This window comes from Mycobacterium terramassiliense, assembly GCF_900157385.1.
In the GTDB taxonomy this organism is placed as follows: Bacteria; Actinomycetota; Actinomycetes; order Mycobacteriales; family Mycobacteriaceae; genus Mycobacterium; species Mycobacterium terramassiliense.
On record NZ_LT717701.1, the window covers coordinates 222,867 to 238,804 of the forward strand.

Annotated in this window: 14 protein-coding genes and 1 pseudogene; 8 read left to right on the forward strand and 7 right to left on the reverse strand. The window is 67.9% G+C overall.

The features are described from left to right. Window positions 1–4 precede the first annotated feature (4 nt). Window positions 5–1,093 (reverse strand): cytochrome P450, encoded by a 1,089-nt coding sequence (locus MTAB308_RS15695; protein ID WP_245831426.1) that lies wholly within the window; start codon window positions 1,091–1,093, stop codon window positions 5–7. Between the two features lie 271 nt (window positions 1,094–1,364). On the opposite strand from MTAB308_RS15695, the pseudogene MTAB308_RS30305 reads away from it, so the two are divergent. Continuing rightward, window positions 1,365–1,556 (forward strand): annotated as a pseudogene (locus MTAB308_RS30305) (helix-turn-helix domain-containing protein); the annotation flags it as partial. Window positions 1,557–1,961: 405 nt separating this feature from the next. On the opposite strand, the gene MTAB308_RS15705 reads toward MTAB308_RS30305, so the two are convergent. From MTAB308_RS15705 to MTAB308_RS15715, 3 genes are read right to left on the reverse strand one after another with little or no spacing between them, the layout of a single operon-like run. After that, entirely contained in the window at window positions 1,962–3,533 is a 1,572-nt protein-coding gene (locus MTAB308_RS15705) for a flavin-containing monooxygenase (protein WP_245831520.1), read from the reverse strand. A gap of 53 nt (window positions 3,534–3,586) precedes the next feature. Then, window positions 3,587–5,365 (reverse strand): flavin-containing monooxygenase, encoded by a 1,779-nt coding sequence (locus MTAB308_RS15710; RefSeq protein ID WP_077100391.1) that lies wholly within the window; start codon window positions 5,363–5,365, stop codon window positions 3,587–3,589. 53 nt (window positions 5,366–5,418) lie between these two features. Further along, complete coding sequence (locus tag MTAB308_RS15715; protein WP_077104408.1) at window positions 5,419–6,063, reverse strand: TetR/AcrR family transcriptional regulator; 645 nt, start codon at window positions 6,061–6,063, stop codon at window positions 5,419–5,421. A gap of 89 nt (window positions 6,064–6,152) precedes the next feature. Here MTAB308_RS15715 and MTAB308_RS15720 point away from each other — a divergent pair, with 89 nt between their 5' ends. Further along, on the forward strand, window positions 6,153–6,839 hold the full coding sequence (locus tag MTAB308_RS15720) for a TetR/AcrR family transcriptional regulator (protein WP_077100392.1): 687 nt from the start codon (window positions 6,153–6,155) through the stop codon (window positions 6,837–6,839). Here the strand turns inward: MTAB308_RS15720 and MTAB308_RS15725 are convergent. Together MTAB308_RS15725 and MTAB308_RS15730 are read right to left on the reverse strand one after the other, a co-directional pair. Further along, window positions 6,763–7,254 carry a DUF417 family protein gene (locus tag MTAB308_RS15725; RefSeq protein ID WP_077100393.1) on the reverse strand — a complete coding sequence of 164 codons (492 nt, stop codon included), beginning with the start codon at window positions 7,252–7,254 and terminating at the stop codon, window positions 6,763–6,765. The genes MTAB308_RS15720 and MTAB308_RS15725 overlap by 77 nt on opposite strands. Window positions 7,255–7,370: 116 nt before the next feature. Then, window positions 7,371–7,844 carry an SRPBCC family protein gene (locus MTAB308_RS15730; RefSeq protein WP_077100394.1) on the reverse strand — a complete coding sequence of 158 codons (474 nt, stop codon included), beginning with the start codon at window positions 7,842–7,844 and terminating at the stop codon, window positions 7,371–7,373. A 107-nt stretch (window positions 7,845–7,951) separates the two neighbouring features. Here MTAB308_RS15730 and MTAB308_RS15735 point away from each other — a divergent pair, with 107 nt between their 5' ends. From MTAB308_RS15735 to MTAB308_RS28900, 6 genes are all read left to right on the forward strand, one after another. Beyond that, window positions 7,952–8,773 carry a mycofactocin-coupled SDR family oxidoreductase gene (locus MTAB308_RS15735; protein ID WP_077100395.1) on the forward strand — a complete coding sequence of 274 codons (822 nt, stop codon included), beginning with the start codon at window positions 7,952–7,954 and terminating at the stop codon, window positions 8,771–8,773. 140 nt (window positions 8,774–8,913) lie between these two features. Then, the gene (locus tag MTAB308_RS15740; protein ID WP_077100396.1) at window positions 8,914–9,126 is read left to right on the forward strand and encodes a heavy-metal-associated domain-containing protein; all 213 of its coding nucleotides are present in this window, start codon (window positions 8,914–8,916) and stop codon (window positions 9,124–9,126) included. Next, a complete protein-coding gene (locus MTAB308_RS15745; RefSeq protein WP_342744158.1) occupies window positions 9,123–11,378 on the forward strand; it encodes a heavy metal translocating P-type ATPase in 2,256 nt (751 codons plus the stop codon). The genes MTAB308_RS15740 and MTAB308_RS15745 overlap by 4 nt, the downstream gene beginning before the upstream one ends. Before the next feature lie 81 nt (window positions 11,379–11,459). Continuing rightward, entirely contained in the window at window positions 11,460–12,851 is a 1,392-nt protein-coding gene (locus MTAB308_RS15750) for an alpha/beta hydrolase (protein ID WP_077100397.1), read from the forward strand. Between the two features lie 247 nt (window positions 12,852–13,098). Further along, window positions 13,099–13,911 carry a polysaccharide deacetylase family protein gene (locus MTAB308_RS15755; protein ID WP_077104412.1) on the forward strand — a complete coding sequence of 271 codons (813 nt, stop codon included), beginning with the start codon at window positions 13,099–13,101 and terminating at the stop codon, window positions 13,909–13,911. 30 nt (window positions 13,912–13,941) lie between these two features. Next, the gene (locus MTAB308_RS28900) at window positions 13,942–14,709 is read left to right on the forward strand and encodes an HD domain-containing protein (protein WP_077100398.1); all 768 of its coding nucleotides are present in this window, start codon (window positions 13,942–13,944) and stop codon (window positions 14,707–14,709) included. A 2-nt stretch (window positions 14,710–14,711) separates the two neighbouring features. Here the strand turns inward: MTAB308_RS28900 and MTAB308_RS15760 are convergent, their stop codons facing one another. Next, window positions 14,712–15,884, reverse strand: a complete 1,173-nt coding sequence (locus MTAB308_RS15760; protein WP_077100399.1) for an aromatic ring-hydroxylating oxygenase subunit alpha — start codon at window positions 15,882–15,884, stop codon at window positions 14,712–14,714. Window positions 15,885–15,938 lie beyond the last annotated feature (54 nt).

Sequence of the window (15,938 nt, forward strand, 5' to 3'; positions counted from 1 at the left end):
AATCTCACGCCGGAGTCAGTCTGACCGCGAGGCGCGTCGGTCCCCGCAGCAAGCTGTTGGTGGACCACCGAGGCGCACCCACTACGGATATCCGCAGGACTCGCGCAACGAGCTCACGCAGCACCGCCTGGGCCTCCATGCGGGTCAGTTGCGCTCCGATGCACAAGTGCGCGCCGAATCCGAAAGTCATGTGCTGGCTAGGATTTCGATCGGCCCGGAACGCGTCGGGTTCGTCGAACGCCAGCGGATCACGATTGGCGGCGCCAATCGACAGCATGATCCGTGCACGCGCTGGAATGGTGGTGTCACCGACCCGGTAGTCGCTCAGTGCGGTGCGATACACGTTCTGCGCGGGTGAGAGATAACGCAGCAATTCCTCGACCGCCATGGGTACCAGGTCAGGATTGGCGCGTAGGAGATCATACTGCTCCGGGTGGGTGGCCAGTGTGTCGAACATGCCGCCAAGGAGATTGGTGGTGGTCTCATTGCCGGCCAGCAGCAGCAGCATCGCGAAATAGAACAGCTCGCGGTCGGGCAGGGAGCCGGCCGCGTTCTCGGCCAACAGCCTGCCCAGGATCGTGTCGGAGCCCTTCAATCCGCCGACGGCGAACTGCCTCGTGAAATAGCGGTGCATCGCCCAGGAACCGCGCAACGAGCCGGCGAGTTTGCGGGCACCGCGCGCCGTGAGGTCGAGATCGGTGATCTGTACCGCCGCTTCCGACCATCGCCGGAAATCCTCGACGTCGGTGCCGGGAACACCCAGCAACTGAGCAATCAGCCGCACCGGCATCGGTATCGCCAGCCGCTGCACCACATCGCAACCCGGGTTGGCCAAGACTTCGTTGACCGTCTCCGCGGCCAACCGGTCGATGATCGGACGCCAGCTGTCAAGCGCGGCCTTGGTGAAAGCCGGCAGCACCTGACGCCGCTGCCGGGCGTGTTGTTCGCCGTCGAGCGAGACCAGGATGGGCGTGCGTATGCGGGTCAGCATCGGCCCTTCAGCACTGGACAGGTTGGCATCGTCGCGAGCGGCGGCGCGGACGTCGTCCAACCGGCTCAGGACGAACACTCTGCGCTTCGGGTTGTACTGCACCCGAGGGCCGCCGTGCAATCGTCGGTAGGCCGCGTGGGGTTGGGCCGCGGTCGCCGCGTCCAGCGGGTCGTATGCCGTGACGGCCGCGTCGATCGGCGAGCGCCGGCGGGCACCCGCGGCATTGGCCAATACGGCGCCGGCCAGCGTGCGCGCCGCCGAACCGGTGAAGCGAACCCCGTCAGTGAGCGTCATCGGTCACCCGTCCTATATACTGTTACGTACGGGACCGTAACGTAAATCTCCGTAATCGACAATGGTGATCGCGATGGACATGACAATCGACGAGCTCGCGCGCCGCGTCGAGATGACGGCGCGAAACATTCGCGAGTGGCAAACCAACGGCCTGATACCACCGCCGCAGCGCCGCGGTCGGATCGGGATTTACAACGACGCCCACATCTCACACATTGAACGCATCAAATCGCTTCGCTCGCAGGGTTTTCCGCTCGACGTCATCCGGCGGATCCTGGAGCAGTCGGGCGACTCGGCGCCGGAGGTACGCCGGCTCGCCTCGGAAGTGCTCAGCCCCGCCAACCTCACCGGATCGATGGAGATGAAACGGGCCGACCTGGCCGAACAGTTCGGCGCCGACGCGGAACGAAACTTGGCGGACTGCGGGCTGATCGACCTCGTCGACGACGAACTGCTGATCATCACCGACACCAGAACGTTCGACTACGTCGAGAAGCTGGCCGCGATCGGCCTGCCCTTGGACAAGATCGCTCGGGCCCTCACCCATATGGCCGATCACCAGATCGCGAGCATGCAGGCGCTCGTCGACCTCTATCGCGACGAAATCTGGGAGCCCTTCCTGCACGCCGGGCTACCCATCGACGACTGGCCCGCGATCGCCGACAAGACCATTCAGTTACGTTCCCTGGGGATCGGTCTCGGCATGCAGGCGTTCCGCAGGGCGATCGACAACGTGGCGGGCAGGATCGCTACCGAGGAAGCCACGAAGATGGACGTCCCGAGGTCCGCCCGAAAGCGGCGCAGCGCCCCTTGAGTGGTGCAACCAATCTCGTGGCCGCAGGCGCCAGGTGCGGCGGGCGTATTCCAGTTCGGTGTAGGGCCACTGGGTAACGATCCGGCCGGTGGGCGAGCGGAAGTAGCTGTCGCACTGGGTCCAGATGGTGCGCTCGAGGTCGGCGGAAAGCTGTTCGTTGTAGCGCTTTTCGGCTTCCGGGCGCACGTCGACGTATCCACCTCGGCGTGCCACCCGACTCACCGCGCTGGCCACCAGGCGCGCGCCGGCCTCGAGGATGTAGACGATCGAGTTGCCGCCTTGGTTGGTGTTGGGGCCGTAAAGCATGAAGAAGTTGGGGAATCCACTCACCGCGACGCCCAGGTAGGCGCTGGGATCGGGTCCCCAGCGCTCGTGCAGGCGCTGTCCCCCGGTCCCGATGACGTCAATGCCCGACAGGTAGCGTGACGTCTCAAATCCGGTGGCCAGCACGATCGCATCGACGTCGACGCGCTGGCCGGCCTTGGTGACAACCGACGTCTCGGTGACGTGATCGATGGGCGCGGTGACAAGGTCGACATGGTCTTGCTGCAGGGCCCGGTAGTAGTCGTCACCGAGCAGCACCCGCTTACAGCGGAACGGATAGTCCGGTGTCAGTGCCCGCCGGAGCCGCTCGTCGGCCACTGTGCGCTCCAGGAACGACGTTGCGATCTGGGTGCGCGCGGTGACGACGGGGTCGTCGGCGAAGGTCGCGGTATTGTCGTGCTGGAATTTCCAGATCTGCCAGCGCGTGCGGCGGCTAGCCAGCGGGTTGCGCCGGAATTGCGCCAATTCGGTTGGGGTGTAGGGACGGTCGTCTTTCGGGACCATCCACGGCGGGGTGCGCTGGAACACCGTCACGCGGTCGGCGATTCTGGCCAGCTCGGGCACGGCTTGCACGCCGCTGGCCCCCGTGCCGATCACCGCCACTTTCTTGCCGGCCAGGTCGATGGTGTGATCCCACTGCGCCGTGTGCATGAGCGCGCCGCCGAAGGCGTTGAGGCCGGTGATATCGGGCAGCCTGAGCGACCCGAACAGACCCACGGCGCACACGACGACGTCGGCGGACAGGTTGACGGTGTGCCCGGAGCGGTCCAGCGCACAGTCCCACTGCCACGTATCGGCGTTCCAGCGGATCGTGTTGACCCGGGTGTCGAGCATGAGGTGGCGACGCAGGTCGAAGTCGTCGGCCACCGACTCCAGGTAGGCCAGGATCTCGGGCTGCCGCGCGTAGGTGCGCGTCCAGGACTTGTTGGGCGCGAACGAAAACGAATACAGGTGGCTCTGGATGTCACAGGCGGCGCCGGGATAGGTGTTGCGCCGCCAGGTGCCCCCGACCCCGCCGTCGGCCTCGATGATCGTCAGGTCGTCGATGCCTGCGCGGCGCAGCGCCACGGCAGTTCCCAGGCCGCCGAACCCGGCTCCGATGATCACCACCGTCGGTGCAGGTCGACGCCGGGTCGCGGCCCGGGCTCGCCCGAGGACGTACTTCACGGACCGGCCCCGCGAATCTCGAGCCCCTCCATTTCCCCGGCAGCCCGCCATGCCGTCAAGATGTCGTCGTATTCGGTCGGCGCACCGATGAAGAAGCTGCCCTGCCGAGTCTTGGCGTCCGCCTTACCTTCCCGGTTGTAGTAGCCCGGGGTGCAGGTCTTCGCCCGCTCGGCGGTCGCGGACGAGCGGGCCACCACCATGTCGACCCAGGCGGCTTCGGCGGCGGGTGACGCCTCGATCTCGCTGACCCCGCGAGCCAGCGCCCAGGCGATGATCCACGCGGCGTGGCTGGCCTGTACGTCCAGCAGGTAAGGGAAGTTCACCGTGAGCCCCGCCTGGGCGATGCTCTCGATGAAGCAATTCGGAAAGCCGTTGGCGCACAGCCCCTGAAATGTTCGCACGCCGTCGCGCCACCGGTCCGTCAGCGTCACGCCGTCGCGGCCGATCAGCTCGAACCCCGTGCGCCGGCAATAGTCGGTGCCCACCTCGAAACCCGTTGCGAAAATCAGGCAATCGAGTTCGTAGGTCACCCCGTCGACCACGACACCGTCCTCGGTGATGCGCTCCACCCCGCGGCCCCGGGTGTCGACCAAGATGACATTGTCGCGGTTGAAGGTCTGCAGGTAGTCGTCGTGAAAGCAGGGCCGCTTGCAGAAGTATCCGTACCAGGGTTTGAGCGCCTCGGCGGTGTCGGGATCGGCCACGACCTCGTCGACTCGCCTCCGGATCTCCTCCATCTTCGCGAAGTCGGCCAGTTCGATGTTGAGCGCCGGCGCGCCGTCGCCGTCCTGGCGCATGACCGGAAGTTTCCGGGTGATGCTTGTCCACGCGTCGGCCACCAGGTCTTCCTCGGCCCGCCCGCCGGCCGTCAGGACCTGGAAGTTCCGGATGCGTTCACGCTGCCAGCCGGGCCGTAATGTGTTGGCCCAGTTGGCATCCGTCGGTCGATTGGCGCGCACGTCGACCGAGGACGGCGTGCGCTGGAAGACGAACAGCCGCTGCGCCGCCGCGGCGAGGTGCGGGACGCACTGGACGGCCGTCGCGCCCGTGCCGATGATGCCGACGCGCTTGCCGGCGAGGTTCTCCAGTCTTTCGCCCGTGTAGCCGTAATCCCACCGGCTGGTGTGGAAGGCCTTGCCGCGGAAACGGCCCAGACCCTCGATCCCCGGCAGCTTGGGCTTGGCCTGATAGCCGTTGGCCATGGAGACGAACTTGGCGCGCATCTCGTCACCGTGATTGGTCCGGATGATCCAGCGCGAAGTCTCCGCATTCCAACGTATCTCGTGTACCTCGGTGCGCAGGCAGGCGTCGCGGTAGAGGTCGTAGCGCTCGGCGATGCGCTGGCAGTGCGCAAAGATCTCCGAGCCCCTGGCGTACTTGTCCGAGGGAAGATAGCCGAGCTCCTCCAACAGCGGCATGTACACGTAGGACTCGACATCGCAGGCGATCCCCGGATACCGGTTCCAGTACCAGGTGCCGCCCACGTCCGCCGCTCGGTCGATCAACCGCACGCTCCCGACGCCGTGCTCCCGCAACCGCGCGCCCGTCAGGAGCCCGCCGAAGCCGGCGCCGATGACCGCGACGTCCACCTCATCGGTGAGCGGCTCACGGGTGAACGTTCCATCCACCCACGGGTCCTCGGCGAATCGGGCGAAGGCGCCCGCCGTCTCGACGTACTGCGCGATCCCGTCGGGGCGCAGGCGGCGCGCCCGCTCCTCGGCGTAGCGCCGCCGCAGCGCTTCGACGTCGAACGTCACGCCCACGGTATCGGTCAAGGCATCGACTTCCTCATCGTGACCCCGACTATATAATCAATCAATTGATCATATCAATGGCCGGCGCGCCGCGCCCGCGATGCCGAGCGGTCCGGCTCCTCTGAACTTCGGCCGCTCGGACCTAACAGCGTCCCCCTGATCAGCTTCTTCGCCGAGCGCAGCGCCGCCTGGTACTCCTCGGAAGGAAGCGAGGCCCCCAGTTCGGTGAGGCCGTAGACCAGTGAATAGACCACCTCGGAGGCGCCCTCCGGGGCGTCCTCCAGGATGCCTTCGATGATGTCGCGAAACGCCGTAAACCCGCCGTTGCCGGCCTGTTCGGCGTCGAGCGCAACGGCGCCCTCGGCCCGGATCGCCCACTCGAAAGCCGCGAGGTCCGGGAACTCCCGCATCAACCGGCCCGATTCGTCGAGCACCGCCTCGATCCGGTCGATGGCGCCCCCGGGACGGGCCGCGGCCCGGCGCAGCCGTGGCAGCGCGACATCGGTTCTGGCCGCGATGGCCGCGTTGATCAACTCGGACTTGTTGGGAAAGTAGTTGTACAGGCTGGCGCTGGTCACCTCCGCGGTGCGGGCGATCTCGCGGATGGTCGCCTTGGAATAGCCCACCGTCGCCACGCAGCGCATGGTGGCGACGATGATCCGCCGGCGGGTCTTTTCCCCGCTGGCACCGACCGGGCGGCCCAGCTGCGCCCGCGTCATCATGTCCTCAGTCCTGCGTCCCGTCGGCCGACACCGTCGAATATAATCGTGCGATCAATTATGGCCCGGCTGCGGCGCGGAGGTGCGCGGTGACTGACCGCAAGACCGTCACGTCGCCGCCGCTCGGCCGGCCGGTGGGCGCCAGCGGCGAACAGACCCGGGCCCGAATCATCGTCGCGGCCATGCGCTGCGTCGCGACGGTGGGCTATTCCAAGGCGACCATTCGCGAGATCGCCAAGGCCGCCGAGATGACCAGCGGCAGCCTGTATCACTATTTCCCGAACAAGTCCGCGTTGCTCGCGGCGACCGCTCAGGACATCGACGAGATCGCATCCGCCCGGTTGCGGGCCGCCGCCGCCCTCCCCGGGGACACCGTCGAGCGCCTCGAGGCGGTGCTGGACGAGATGCACCGGCTGCTGCGCGAGTACCCACACCTGGCCGCGTTCGATCGGGCGATGCGGGCCGAAGGTGCCGCCCACCCCCGCCGCGGCCGAGTACGCCACCCCGGGTTAAAAGCGTTGCGCGACATCATCGATGAAATCCTCGACGAGGCCCGGGCGCGGAAAGCGCTGCCACCGGGCACCGAACCCGCCGCCGCGGTCGACGCCATCTATGCGCTGGCACGCGGTCTGATGGAGCGCGCGACCCACCTGACACCGGATGCTTACGCGGCCACGCTGGATTCCGCCAAGGAACTGATCAGGGGAACGCTTTTCGCGCCGCAAGCGAGTCGCCGAGAGTCCACAGCGCAACGCCGATCAAGACGAGATCCTTGAGCAGGAATTGGCCCGGCATCCCCGACAACACGGGAAGGCCGGCGGCGTGGGTGGCGACCACTCCGGGCGTGGTGAACAGGAAGCTCAGCGTTCCCATGAAGAGCACCACCGCCAGAGCGCTGCCGATCGCCGATGCGCGGGGCCATACCGGGCGCAGCGCAATAAGAAGCGCCGCAACGATTTCCATGGTCCCCAGGGCGCGCGCCACCTCGGTGACGATGAGCACGCGGTAGATCCAGCTCATCAGCGGGCTGTGCTCGATGAGCACCCGGGACTCCATCTTCACGTATTTGCCGAACCCGATCCAGGCGAGCACGACCACCAGCCCGTAACGGCTGATCAGTTGCCCCGACCGGGTCAGCGACCGCGCGAGACGAGGTGGAGTCGTGGCGGTGGCCAGGCCGTGGTCGATCATGGGCGGTGGGTCCTTCCTGCCGTTGGGCGGCGACGGGATGTCGCCCCATACGGACCCACGATCCGCACCGCGATTGGGTTCAACCACCCAATCGAGTGCTGCGACCGACCGAGTGACTACTGCGCCGCGTAGCGGTCGCGCAGCTTGGCCAGCGTCGCCTCGATGCCGGCGGCATTGCCCTTGCGAAAACCCATCCGTTCGTAGTACTTCAGCCCGTTCTTGACCGCGCCGGCCTGGCTGTAGTCGAAAGTCTCGGTGACCCGCGTCCGGGTCGGTGAGAGCGACTCGAACTGCCACCGCCATCGGTGCCCCACCGGATGGCGCCATTCGATCAGCTCGTTCGGCTTGAGGGCCGTCACCCTGCTGGTGATGCGGTAGGGCACGCCATACATCTTCATCTTCGTCGAGAACTTCGAGCCCACAGCCATTTGCGAAGGAACACTGATGTTGTTGCCCACGGTGCCAGATCCGTCCAATTCGTGGTGGCGCCGGGGATCGGCGGCCATCGCGTACAACTCCGCGGCGGGCGCGTCCACGTCAACCGACCGACTTACCTGCCGAGGCCCCGCATCGACAACGTTGACGGTCATGACGGTCTCCTTCCGGGCGTTCGGTTGCGCGAGGTCGACGCTACGCTTCGCCGAGTTGAACTTTTACGACACTGTTCGAACAACGACGTTGCGCATGGAGGGGTTCGGTGAGCCAGTCGATTTCGGGAAGGGTGGCGCTGATTACCGGCGCCGCGCGGGGACAGGGGCGGTCGCACGCGGTGCGGCTCAGCGCCGAGGGCGCCGACATCATCGCGGTCGACATCGCCGGACCGCTGCCCCCCAGCGTTCCCTACGATTCACCGACCGCCGACGACCTCGCCGAGACCGCGCGACTGGTCAGAGCCAACGGCAGGAAGGTCATCGCGTCGGCGGTCGACGTCCGCGACCTCGACGCGCTGACGGCCGCCGTCGACGCGGGCGTCGGCGACCTCGGTCGCCTGGACATCATCGTCGCCAATGCCGGCATCTGCAGTCCCGCGCCCTGGGACCAAATCACCGCGCAAGCGTTTCGCGACACCATCGACACGAACGTGATCGGCACCTGGAACACGGTGATGGCCGGCGCTCAGCACATCATCAACGGTGGCCGGGGCGGTTCCATCATCCTCATCGGGTCCGCCGCCGGCATCAACATGCAGTCGTTCATGATCCACTACACGGCCAGCAAACATGCCGTGGTCGGGATGGCGCGCGCATTCGCCGCCGAGCTCGGCCGGTACAACATCCGCGTCAACAGTTTGAACCCGGGAGCGGTCTCGACGCCGATGGGCACCGGTCGCATGCGCGACGCCCTTCGATCGGCCGCCGACTCCTACCCCCACCTCAGGGGCCTGCACAAACCGCTGTTGCCCGATGGCACCGCCCAGCCCGAAGACATCTCCGACGCGGTCGCGTGGCTGGCATCGGACCAATCCAGGCTGGTGACCGCCAGCCAGGTCTCGGTCGACAGCGGCGTCGGCTACGTCTGATCGCCAGCCCGGAGCTGCCTTCGCTCACCGCCCGGGCAGAATGGTGCTGCCTGCGTTCAACCCGCCGATCCGGGAATACCCAAGGGACGGAAACGTTGGGTACAGACGTACCCCTAGGGGGTATCACCGAAAGGAGCGGCATGGCGACCAGCGAGTTCCGGGTGACCGGGATGACCTGCGGGCACTGCGAGGCCGCCGTCCGGGCCGAGGTCGCCCAGATCCCGGGCGTCGACGGCATCGACGTCAACGCCCGCAGCGGCCGGCTCGTGGTGGTCAGTTCCGTGCCCATCGACGCGAATGCCGTGCTGGGCGCCGTCGACGAAGCCGGATACGAGGCGGTCCTGGTCGCGTGAAGCCCGGCCCGCCGACCGCACTGACCAGTGTCGAGCTGGAAATCGCGGGGATGAGCTGCGCGTCGTGCGCGATGCGCATCGAGAAGAAGCTGAACAAGCTCGACGGGGTCGACGCGCAGGTCAACTACGCGACCGAGACGGCCGCCGTTACGGTCCCGGCCGGATACGACACGCAAGCGCTGATCGCCGAAGTCGAGAAGGCCGGCTACGCCGCGGCACTGCCGCGGCGGGAACCCGCGCCCGAGACGCCGGAGACCACCGAACTCGCGGCCCTGCGCGCCCGGCTGATCGCTGCGATCGCGCTCGGCGTCCCGGTGATCGCGATGGCGATGATCCCGGCGCTGCAATTCCGCGACTGGCAATGGGTGTCGCTGGCCCTGGCCACGCCGGTGGTCGGGTGGGCGGGCCGCCCGTTCCACGCCGCGGCATGGGTGAACCTCAAACACGGCGCCGCGACCATGGACACGCTCGTCTCGGTGGGGACGCTGTCGGCGTTCGTCTGGTCGCTGTATGCCCTGATTTTCGGGACGGCCGGCCGGGCGGGCATGCGCCACGGCTTCGAACTCACCGCGGCGCGCGGCAACGGCGCGGGCAACATCTACTTCGAGGTGGCCGCGGGCGTGACCCTGTTCGTCCTGGCCGGCCGCTACTTCGAGAAACGCTCGAAGCGGCGTGCGGGCGCCGCGTTGCGCGCCCTGCTGCAGCTCGGCGCCAAGGACGTCGCGGTGCTGCGGGGTGGCACCGAGACGCGCGTCCCCGTCGACCAGCTGCAGATCGGCGACGAGTTCGTGGTGCGCCCGGGGGAGAAGATCGCCACGGACGGGACCGTCGTCTCGGGATCCTCGGCGGTGGACGCCTCGATGCTCACCGGCGAGTCCGTGCCCGTCGAGGTGGGTCAGGGCGATCCCGTCATCGGCGCCACCGTGAACGCGGGCGGCCGGCTGGTCGTGCGCGCCACGCGCGTCGGCGAAGACACCCAGCTGGCGCAAATGGCCAGGCTCGTCGAGGCCGCGCAGTCCGGCCGGGCCCAGGTGCAGCGGCTCGCCGACCGCATCGCCGCCGTGTTCGTGCCGGTCGTCATCGTGATCGCCGCGGCCACCCTCGCGATATGGGTGGCGGCCGGCGCCCCCGGCACCGCGGCGCTGACGGCCGCGGTGGCGGTGCTGATCATCGCGTGCCCGTGCGCGCTCGGGCTGGCCACGCCGACCGCTTTGTTGGTCGGCAGCGGGCGAGCGGCCCAACTCGGCGCGCTCATCAAGGGGCCCGAGGTCCTGGAGTCGACGCGCAAGGTCGACACGATCGTCCTCGACAAGACCGGCACCGTCACCACCGGCAAGATGACGCTCGTCGACGTGATCACCGGCCCGCACGCCGACCGCGAAACGCTGCTGCGCTATGCCGGAGCCGTGGAAGACGCCTCCGAGCATCCCCTCGCGCGGGCGATCGCCGACGCCGCCGCCGCCGAACTGGGCGGCCTGCCGACGGCCCGGGTGTTCGCAAACGTCGAAGGCCAGGGCGTGCACGGGGTGGTCGACGGGCGCGCCGTCGCCGTGGGGCGGGAGAGCCTGTTGGCCGATCGGGGCCAGCACCTCGACGCCGAATTGTCGGCCGCCAAGGCTCGCGCCGAGGGCGACGGCAAGACCGCCGTGGCCGTCGGGTGGGACGGCCGCGCGCGCGGGATTCTGGTGGTGGCCGACACCGTCAGACCCACCAGCGCCGAGGCAATCCGGCAGCTGGAAAGCCTGGGATTGACCCCGGTGCTGCTGACCGGCGACAACAAGGCCGTCGCCCGGCACATCGCCGACGAGGTCGGCATCGCGCAGGTCATCGCCGATGTCCTGCCGGCCGACAAAGTCGCCGCCGTCAAGCGTCTGCAAGCCGCGGGCAGGGTCGTCGCCATGGTCGGCGACGGGGTCAACGACGCCGCGGCCCTGGTGTCGGCCGATCTGGGGCTCGCGATGGGGACGGGCACCGACGTGGCGATCAACGCCGCCGACCTGACCTTGATGCGCGGCGACCTGCGCGCCGCGGCGGACGCGATCCGGCTCTCCAGGCGGACGTTGCGCACGATCAAGACGAACCTGTTCTGGGCCTTCGGCTACAACGTCGCGGCCATCCCGTTGGCCGCCCTCGGCCTGCTCAACCCGATGCTGGCGGGCGCCGCGATGGCGCTTTCCAGCGTGTTCGTCGTCGGCAACAGCCTGCGGCTGCGCTCCTTTGCAAGCTCGATGCGTGACGAACCTGTGGGATAGTTGATCGGGCCCGCCGCGTTCCCCAAGCGACGGCCGGCGGGTCATTCGCAGAACGATCGGATTGAGCGAAGGTCACGACCGTTGCCCCATTTCGTCGAACAGTGGTCCTTGCTGCACGGCTGGCTGCCGGTGGCGGTGCAAGGCCTGGCGCTGCTTGCGATCCTCGGCGCGGTCGGGTGGCGCAGGCGGCGGTGGCGCGGCTGGCCGCTCCTGGCGGCGCTGGGGACGGCCGCGGCGGTCACGGCGCTGTCGTATTGGTACATCACGTCGATCGGAGTGGCCGGGGACCCGGCCCCGGTGTCGCTGTGGCTGTGGATAGCGCTGAGCGGGCTCGCGGCCGCGGTGCTGCTGCTGGGATGGCCGGGTGCCCGCTGGTGGCGACGGGGCCTGGCGGTGATTTCGGTTCCGCTGTGCGCGGTGTGCGCGGCCCTGGCCCTCAACGGCTGGGTCGGCTATTTCCCGACCGTGGCGGCCGCATGGGATCAGCTGACGTCGCGGCCCCTGCCCGATCAGATCGATCGGCTGCGGGTCACCGCGATGCAGCTCGAGGGCACCAAGCCGGCCAAGGGCGTCGTGGTGCCCGTGACCATCAGCGCCGACGCGTCGCACTTCCCCCACCGACAGGAGCTGGTGTATCTGCCCCCCGCGTGGTTCAACAGCAACCCGCCGCCTCGGCTCCCGACGGTCATGATGATCAGCTCCGCATTCAACACCCCCGCCGACTGGCTGCGCCCCGGGGGCGCGTTCACTGCAATCGACGAGTTCGCGGCCGGCCATCACGGGTTCGCCCCGGTGCTGGTGTTCGTCGATCCCACCGGTTCGTTCGACAACGACACCGAGTGCGTCAACGGCAGCCGCGGTAACGCCGCCGACCACCTGACGAGGGATGTCGTGCCATTCGTGGTGTCGAACTTCGGCGTGAGCGCCGACCGGGCCAATTGGGGCGTCGCCGGTTGGTCGATGGGCGGCACCTGCGCCGTCGACCTGGCCGTCATGCATCCGGAGTTGTTCAGCGCCTTCGTCGACATCGCCGGCGACCGCAGCCCCAGCATCGGCACGAAGGACCAAACCGTTGCCCGGTTGTTCGGCGGCAACGTCGACGCCTGGGCGGCGTTCGACCCGGCCACCGTCATCGCCCGCCACGGTCGCTACAACGGGCTGTCGGGATGGTTCGACGTGCCCGCGGCGTCGGGCCCGCGCACCGTCGCCCAGGAAGCCAATCCCGACCTCGCCGTTCCCAGCGCCGACCCGGTCGCCAACCCGGAGGGCCAGGATGCCGCGGCCAATTCGCTGTGCGCCGTCGCGACGGCCAACGGGATCAGCTGCGCGGTGGTTACCCAACCCGGCAGGCACGACTGGCCCTTCGCCGCCCAGGCGTTCGCCGCGTCGCTGCCGTGGCTCGCGGGGACGCTGGGCACCCCGGGCGTCGAGCCCGTCCCGTTGCCGCAGCGCGGCGGCGGCGCTCCCCATTGATCACAGCTACGCAAGATCGTTACCTTTTCGAGGCTGAATTCACAGCTGACCCTCCTGTAACGAACCCGACATGTTCGAACGGGCACTGGTACCGTTCGCTGCTGTGGCGGCGGAGTTGGGCAGCGAAGGCATCCGGGGTACCGGATCGCGCGTGCCGACATCGCACCGCAAAAGACCTGCAAGGAACCGCGCCTTCGCCATCACCGCCTTCCGCGGGGCCTCGGATCGGGACCTCGGCGCGCCGGAGCTGAACCGGCGCCGTTTCCTCGGGGCGCTGGCCGCGGCCACCGTCGCCGGTGTGGGGGCGGCCCGTTTGGTGGTCGACCCGCAACCCCGAACCTTCGCCCAGGCGCCCCCGGCGAACATGGCAGCAACCTCGGGTCCGACCGCGCCGGCGGCGCTGCTACCGCCCCCTCCGCTCAGCGCGCGCATCCCGCTGCCCGGTGGCGGCGCGCTGACCAAGATTCCCGGCGAGGGCGACTTGCTGGCGCTGACCGTGGACGACGGCGTCAACAGCGAGGTGGTGCGCGCCTACACGCAGTTCGCCAAAGACACCGGTGTGCGCCTGACGTTCTTCGTCAACGGGGTCTACGAGTCCTGGACCGAAAACCAGCAGATGCTGCGGCCGCTGGTCGACTCCGGGCAGATCCAGCTGGGCAACCACACCTGGTCGCACCCGGATCTGACCACTCTCCCCAAAGACCAGATCGCCCAGCAGATCACCCGCAACGACGATTTCCTGAAGAAGACCTACGGCATCGGCGCTAAACCCTACTGGCGACCGCCGTACGCGAAACGCAACGCCGCCGTCGACGCGGTGGCCGCCGACCTCGGCTACACCATCCCCACCCTATGGTCGGGCTCGCTGTCGGATTCCACCCTGATCCATGAGGACTACATCGTGAAGATGGCCGATCAGTACTTCACGCCGCAGTCCATCGTCATCGGCCACCTCAATCACCTACCGGTCACCCACGTCTACCCGGAACTCGTCGAGATCATCCGCGACCGAAACCTGCGGACGGTCACCCTCAACGACATCTTCCTCAAAACGCCGTAGCGGCGCAGCGCTCGCTCGACAGGGAGTCCCATGGACGCACCCGATCCGCAGCGGCTCGGCGGTCTAGCCTGGGTCCGTCGAACCGGCGGTCGGCTGTCGCGCGCCGAGCGCCGCCGGCTCTTCATCGCAATTGCGGTGGGCCAGTGGGAAAACGCGGTGGGCAGGGCCAAGCTCGCACTGGGCCGACTCCCGGCCGCGGCCGAGCAGGTTGATCTGGACGCGTTCCGGGTGCCCGATTCGAGGTTCGCTCGCGAGGCCGAAGCGGCGTGCGCGGAGTTGCCGCCAACCCTCGAGGGCCACTCCTACCGCACGTGGTTATTCGGCCGTGCGCTTGCGACCGTCGATGGGCAGACGATGGACGACGAGCTCTTCTACTGCGGATCGCTCCTGCACGACTATGGCATCGTCAGCCCCACGGCGCACCGTGATTTCACGCTCGGCAGCGTCGAACGCATGCTTTCGTGCGCCGGCGCCGCCGGACTCGACGACGAACGTGCGAATGTGCTCGCGGACGGCATCTGCGTTCATACGACGCCGGGGGTCGCGGTCGACACCGACGGCGTCATCGGCTGCTACCTGCAGTGGGGGGCGATGGTCGACGGCGCCGGTCTGCGCATGTGGGACATCGCTCCCCGTAACGCCGAAGAGGTGTTGCGCCGGTACCCACGAGGCGATTTCAAAAGGGAGCTCGCTCACATGATGCGGGCCGAGGCCAGGGCGGTCCCGAAGGGACGCTTCGGGCTCCTCGTTCGGTGTGGATTGCCGTTGGCCGTGCGGATGGCGCCGTTCGACTCGTGAAATCAGGCGGTGGCCAAACGAGCCAGGCGCTCGTCGAGGGTGGCGTGGAAATGCCCGATCGCGCTCTCGTGCCGGCCGAACTCCACGAATTCGTTGGCACCCGAATGCAATCCGCGTTGCACGCCCGCCGACATCTCGTTGTCCTCCACGAGGCCCCGCTCGATAAAGCTGCCTGTGCCCACCAGTTTCGCGGAGGGGTCGGAAGAAGCTCGTCCGGCGACTTCGGGTTTCACCATCGAGTAGGTGCTCACCGTGGTGTGGCACACGTCCACCGGGTCGATCGCCACCACGGAGACCACGTCGGGGAAGGTCGCCACCATGACGTTGGGGAACAACTGGTAGACGTAGGTGACCCGTGCGTCGACGTTCCAGCTCGATTCTGGACGGTCGCGGAGCCGTTCGATATTGCGGTACGGGAACGTGAGCCGGCTGTTCGGCCCGAACATTTCGACGACGTTGAGGTCGTCGTATTGCACCGGGAAGAAGGTGTCTCGATGCGTTGAGCGGAGGTGATAGCCCTCCAGGAACTGTTCGACGAGCACCTTCCAGTTCATCGCCCGCACGGTCGAATCCGTATACACGAGCCGCTGCGCGGGCAGCAGTTTGTCGCGCCACGGGCTCCCATCGGTCAGCGCCGCCATCGAATCGTCGTCGTCGAGGGCCGGCGGGTCGAGCGGATCGATCACGATCAACCCGTCCACCTCGCGGCTGGGGACCTCGACCAGGCCCCGGGCCGCCGCGTCCAGGCCGGGAAATGCCTCGGCGTGCGGGACGTGCGCGAGCGAACCGTCCAGTCGGTACGTCCAGCCGTGGTAGCGGCACACCAACGCGTGCGAGCAGCCGGGCTTCTCGACCAGGGCGAAACCGCGATGACGGCAGGCGTTGCGGAACACCCGCGCCCGTTGATCGTGTCCGCGCACCGCGAACAGGGGCACGCCGAAGGCGACCCGCCCGACGTGGTCCCCCGGTGCGGGGATCGCCGCCGAGGGGACGAAGACACTCGGCATCGCCCGAAGTAGCCGGAGTTCGTCGGCGAATCGGATTGCGCTCAAATAGTTTTCGACGGGCTCACGCCAGCCCGCACCCTCGTCGGTGGTACCGGCGTCGATGTGGGCGAGCACGCGCCGGACGATCTGCACATCGTCGGCGAGCACCGACTTCGTCGGCAAGCTCATGCGGGTCAGTATCACACCGTAGTTGTCACGCGTCAATGATTTAGTGATATCGTT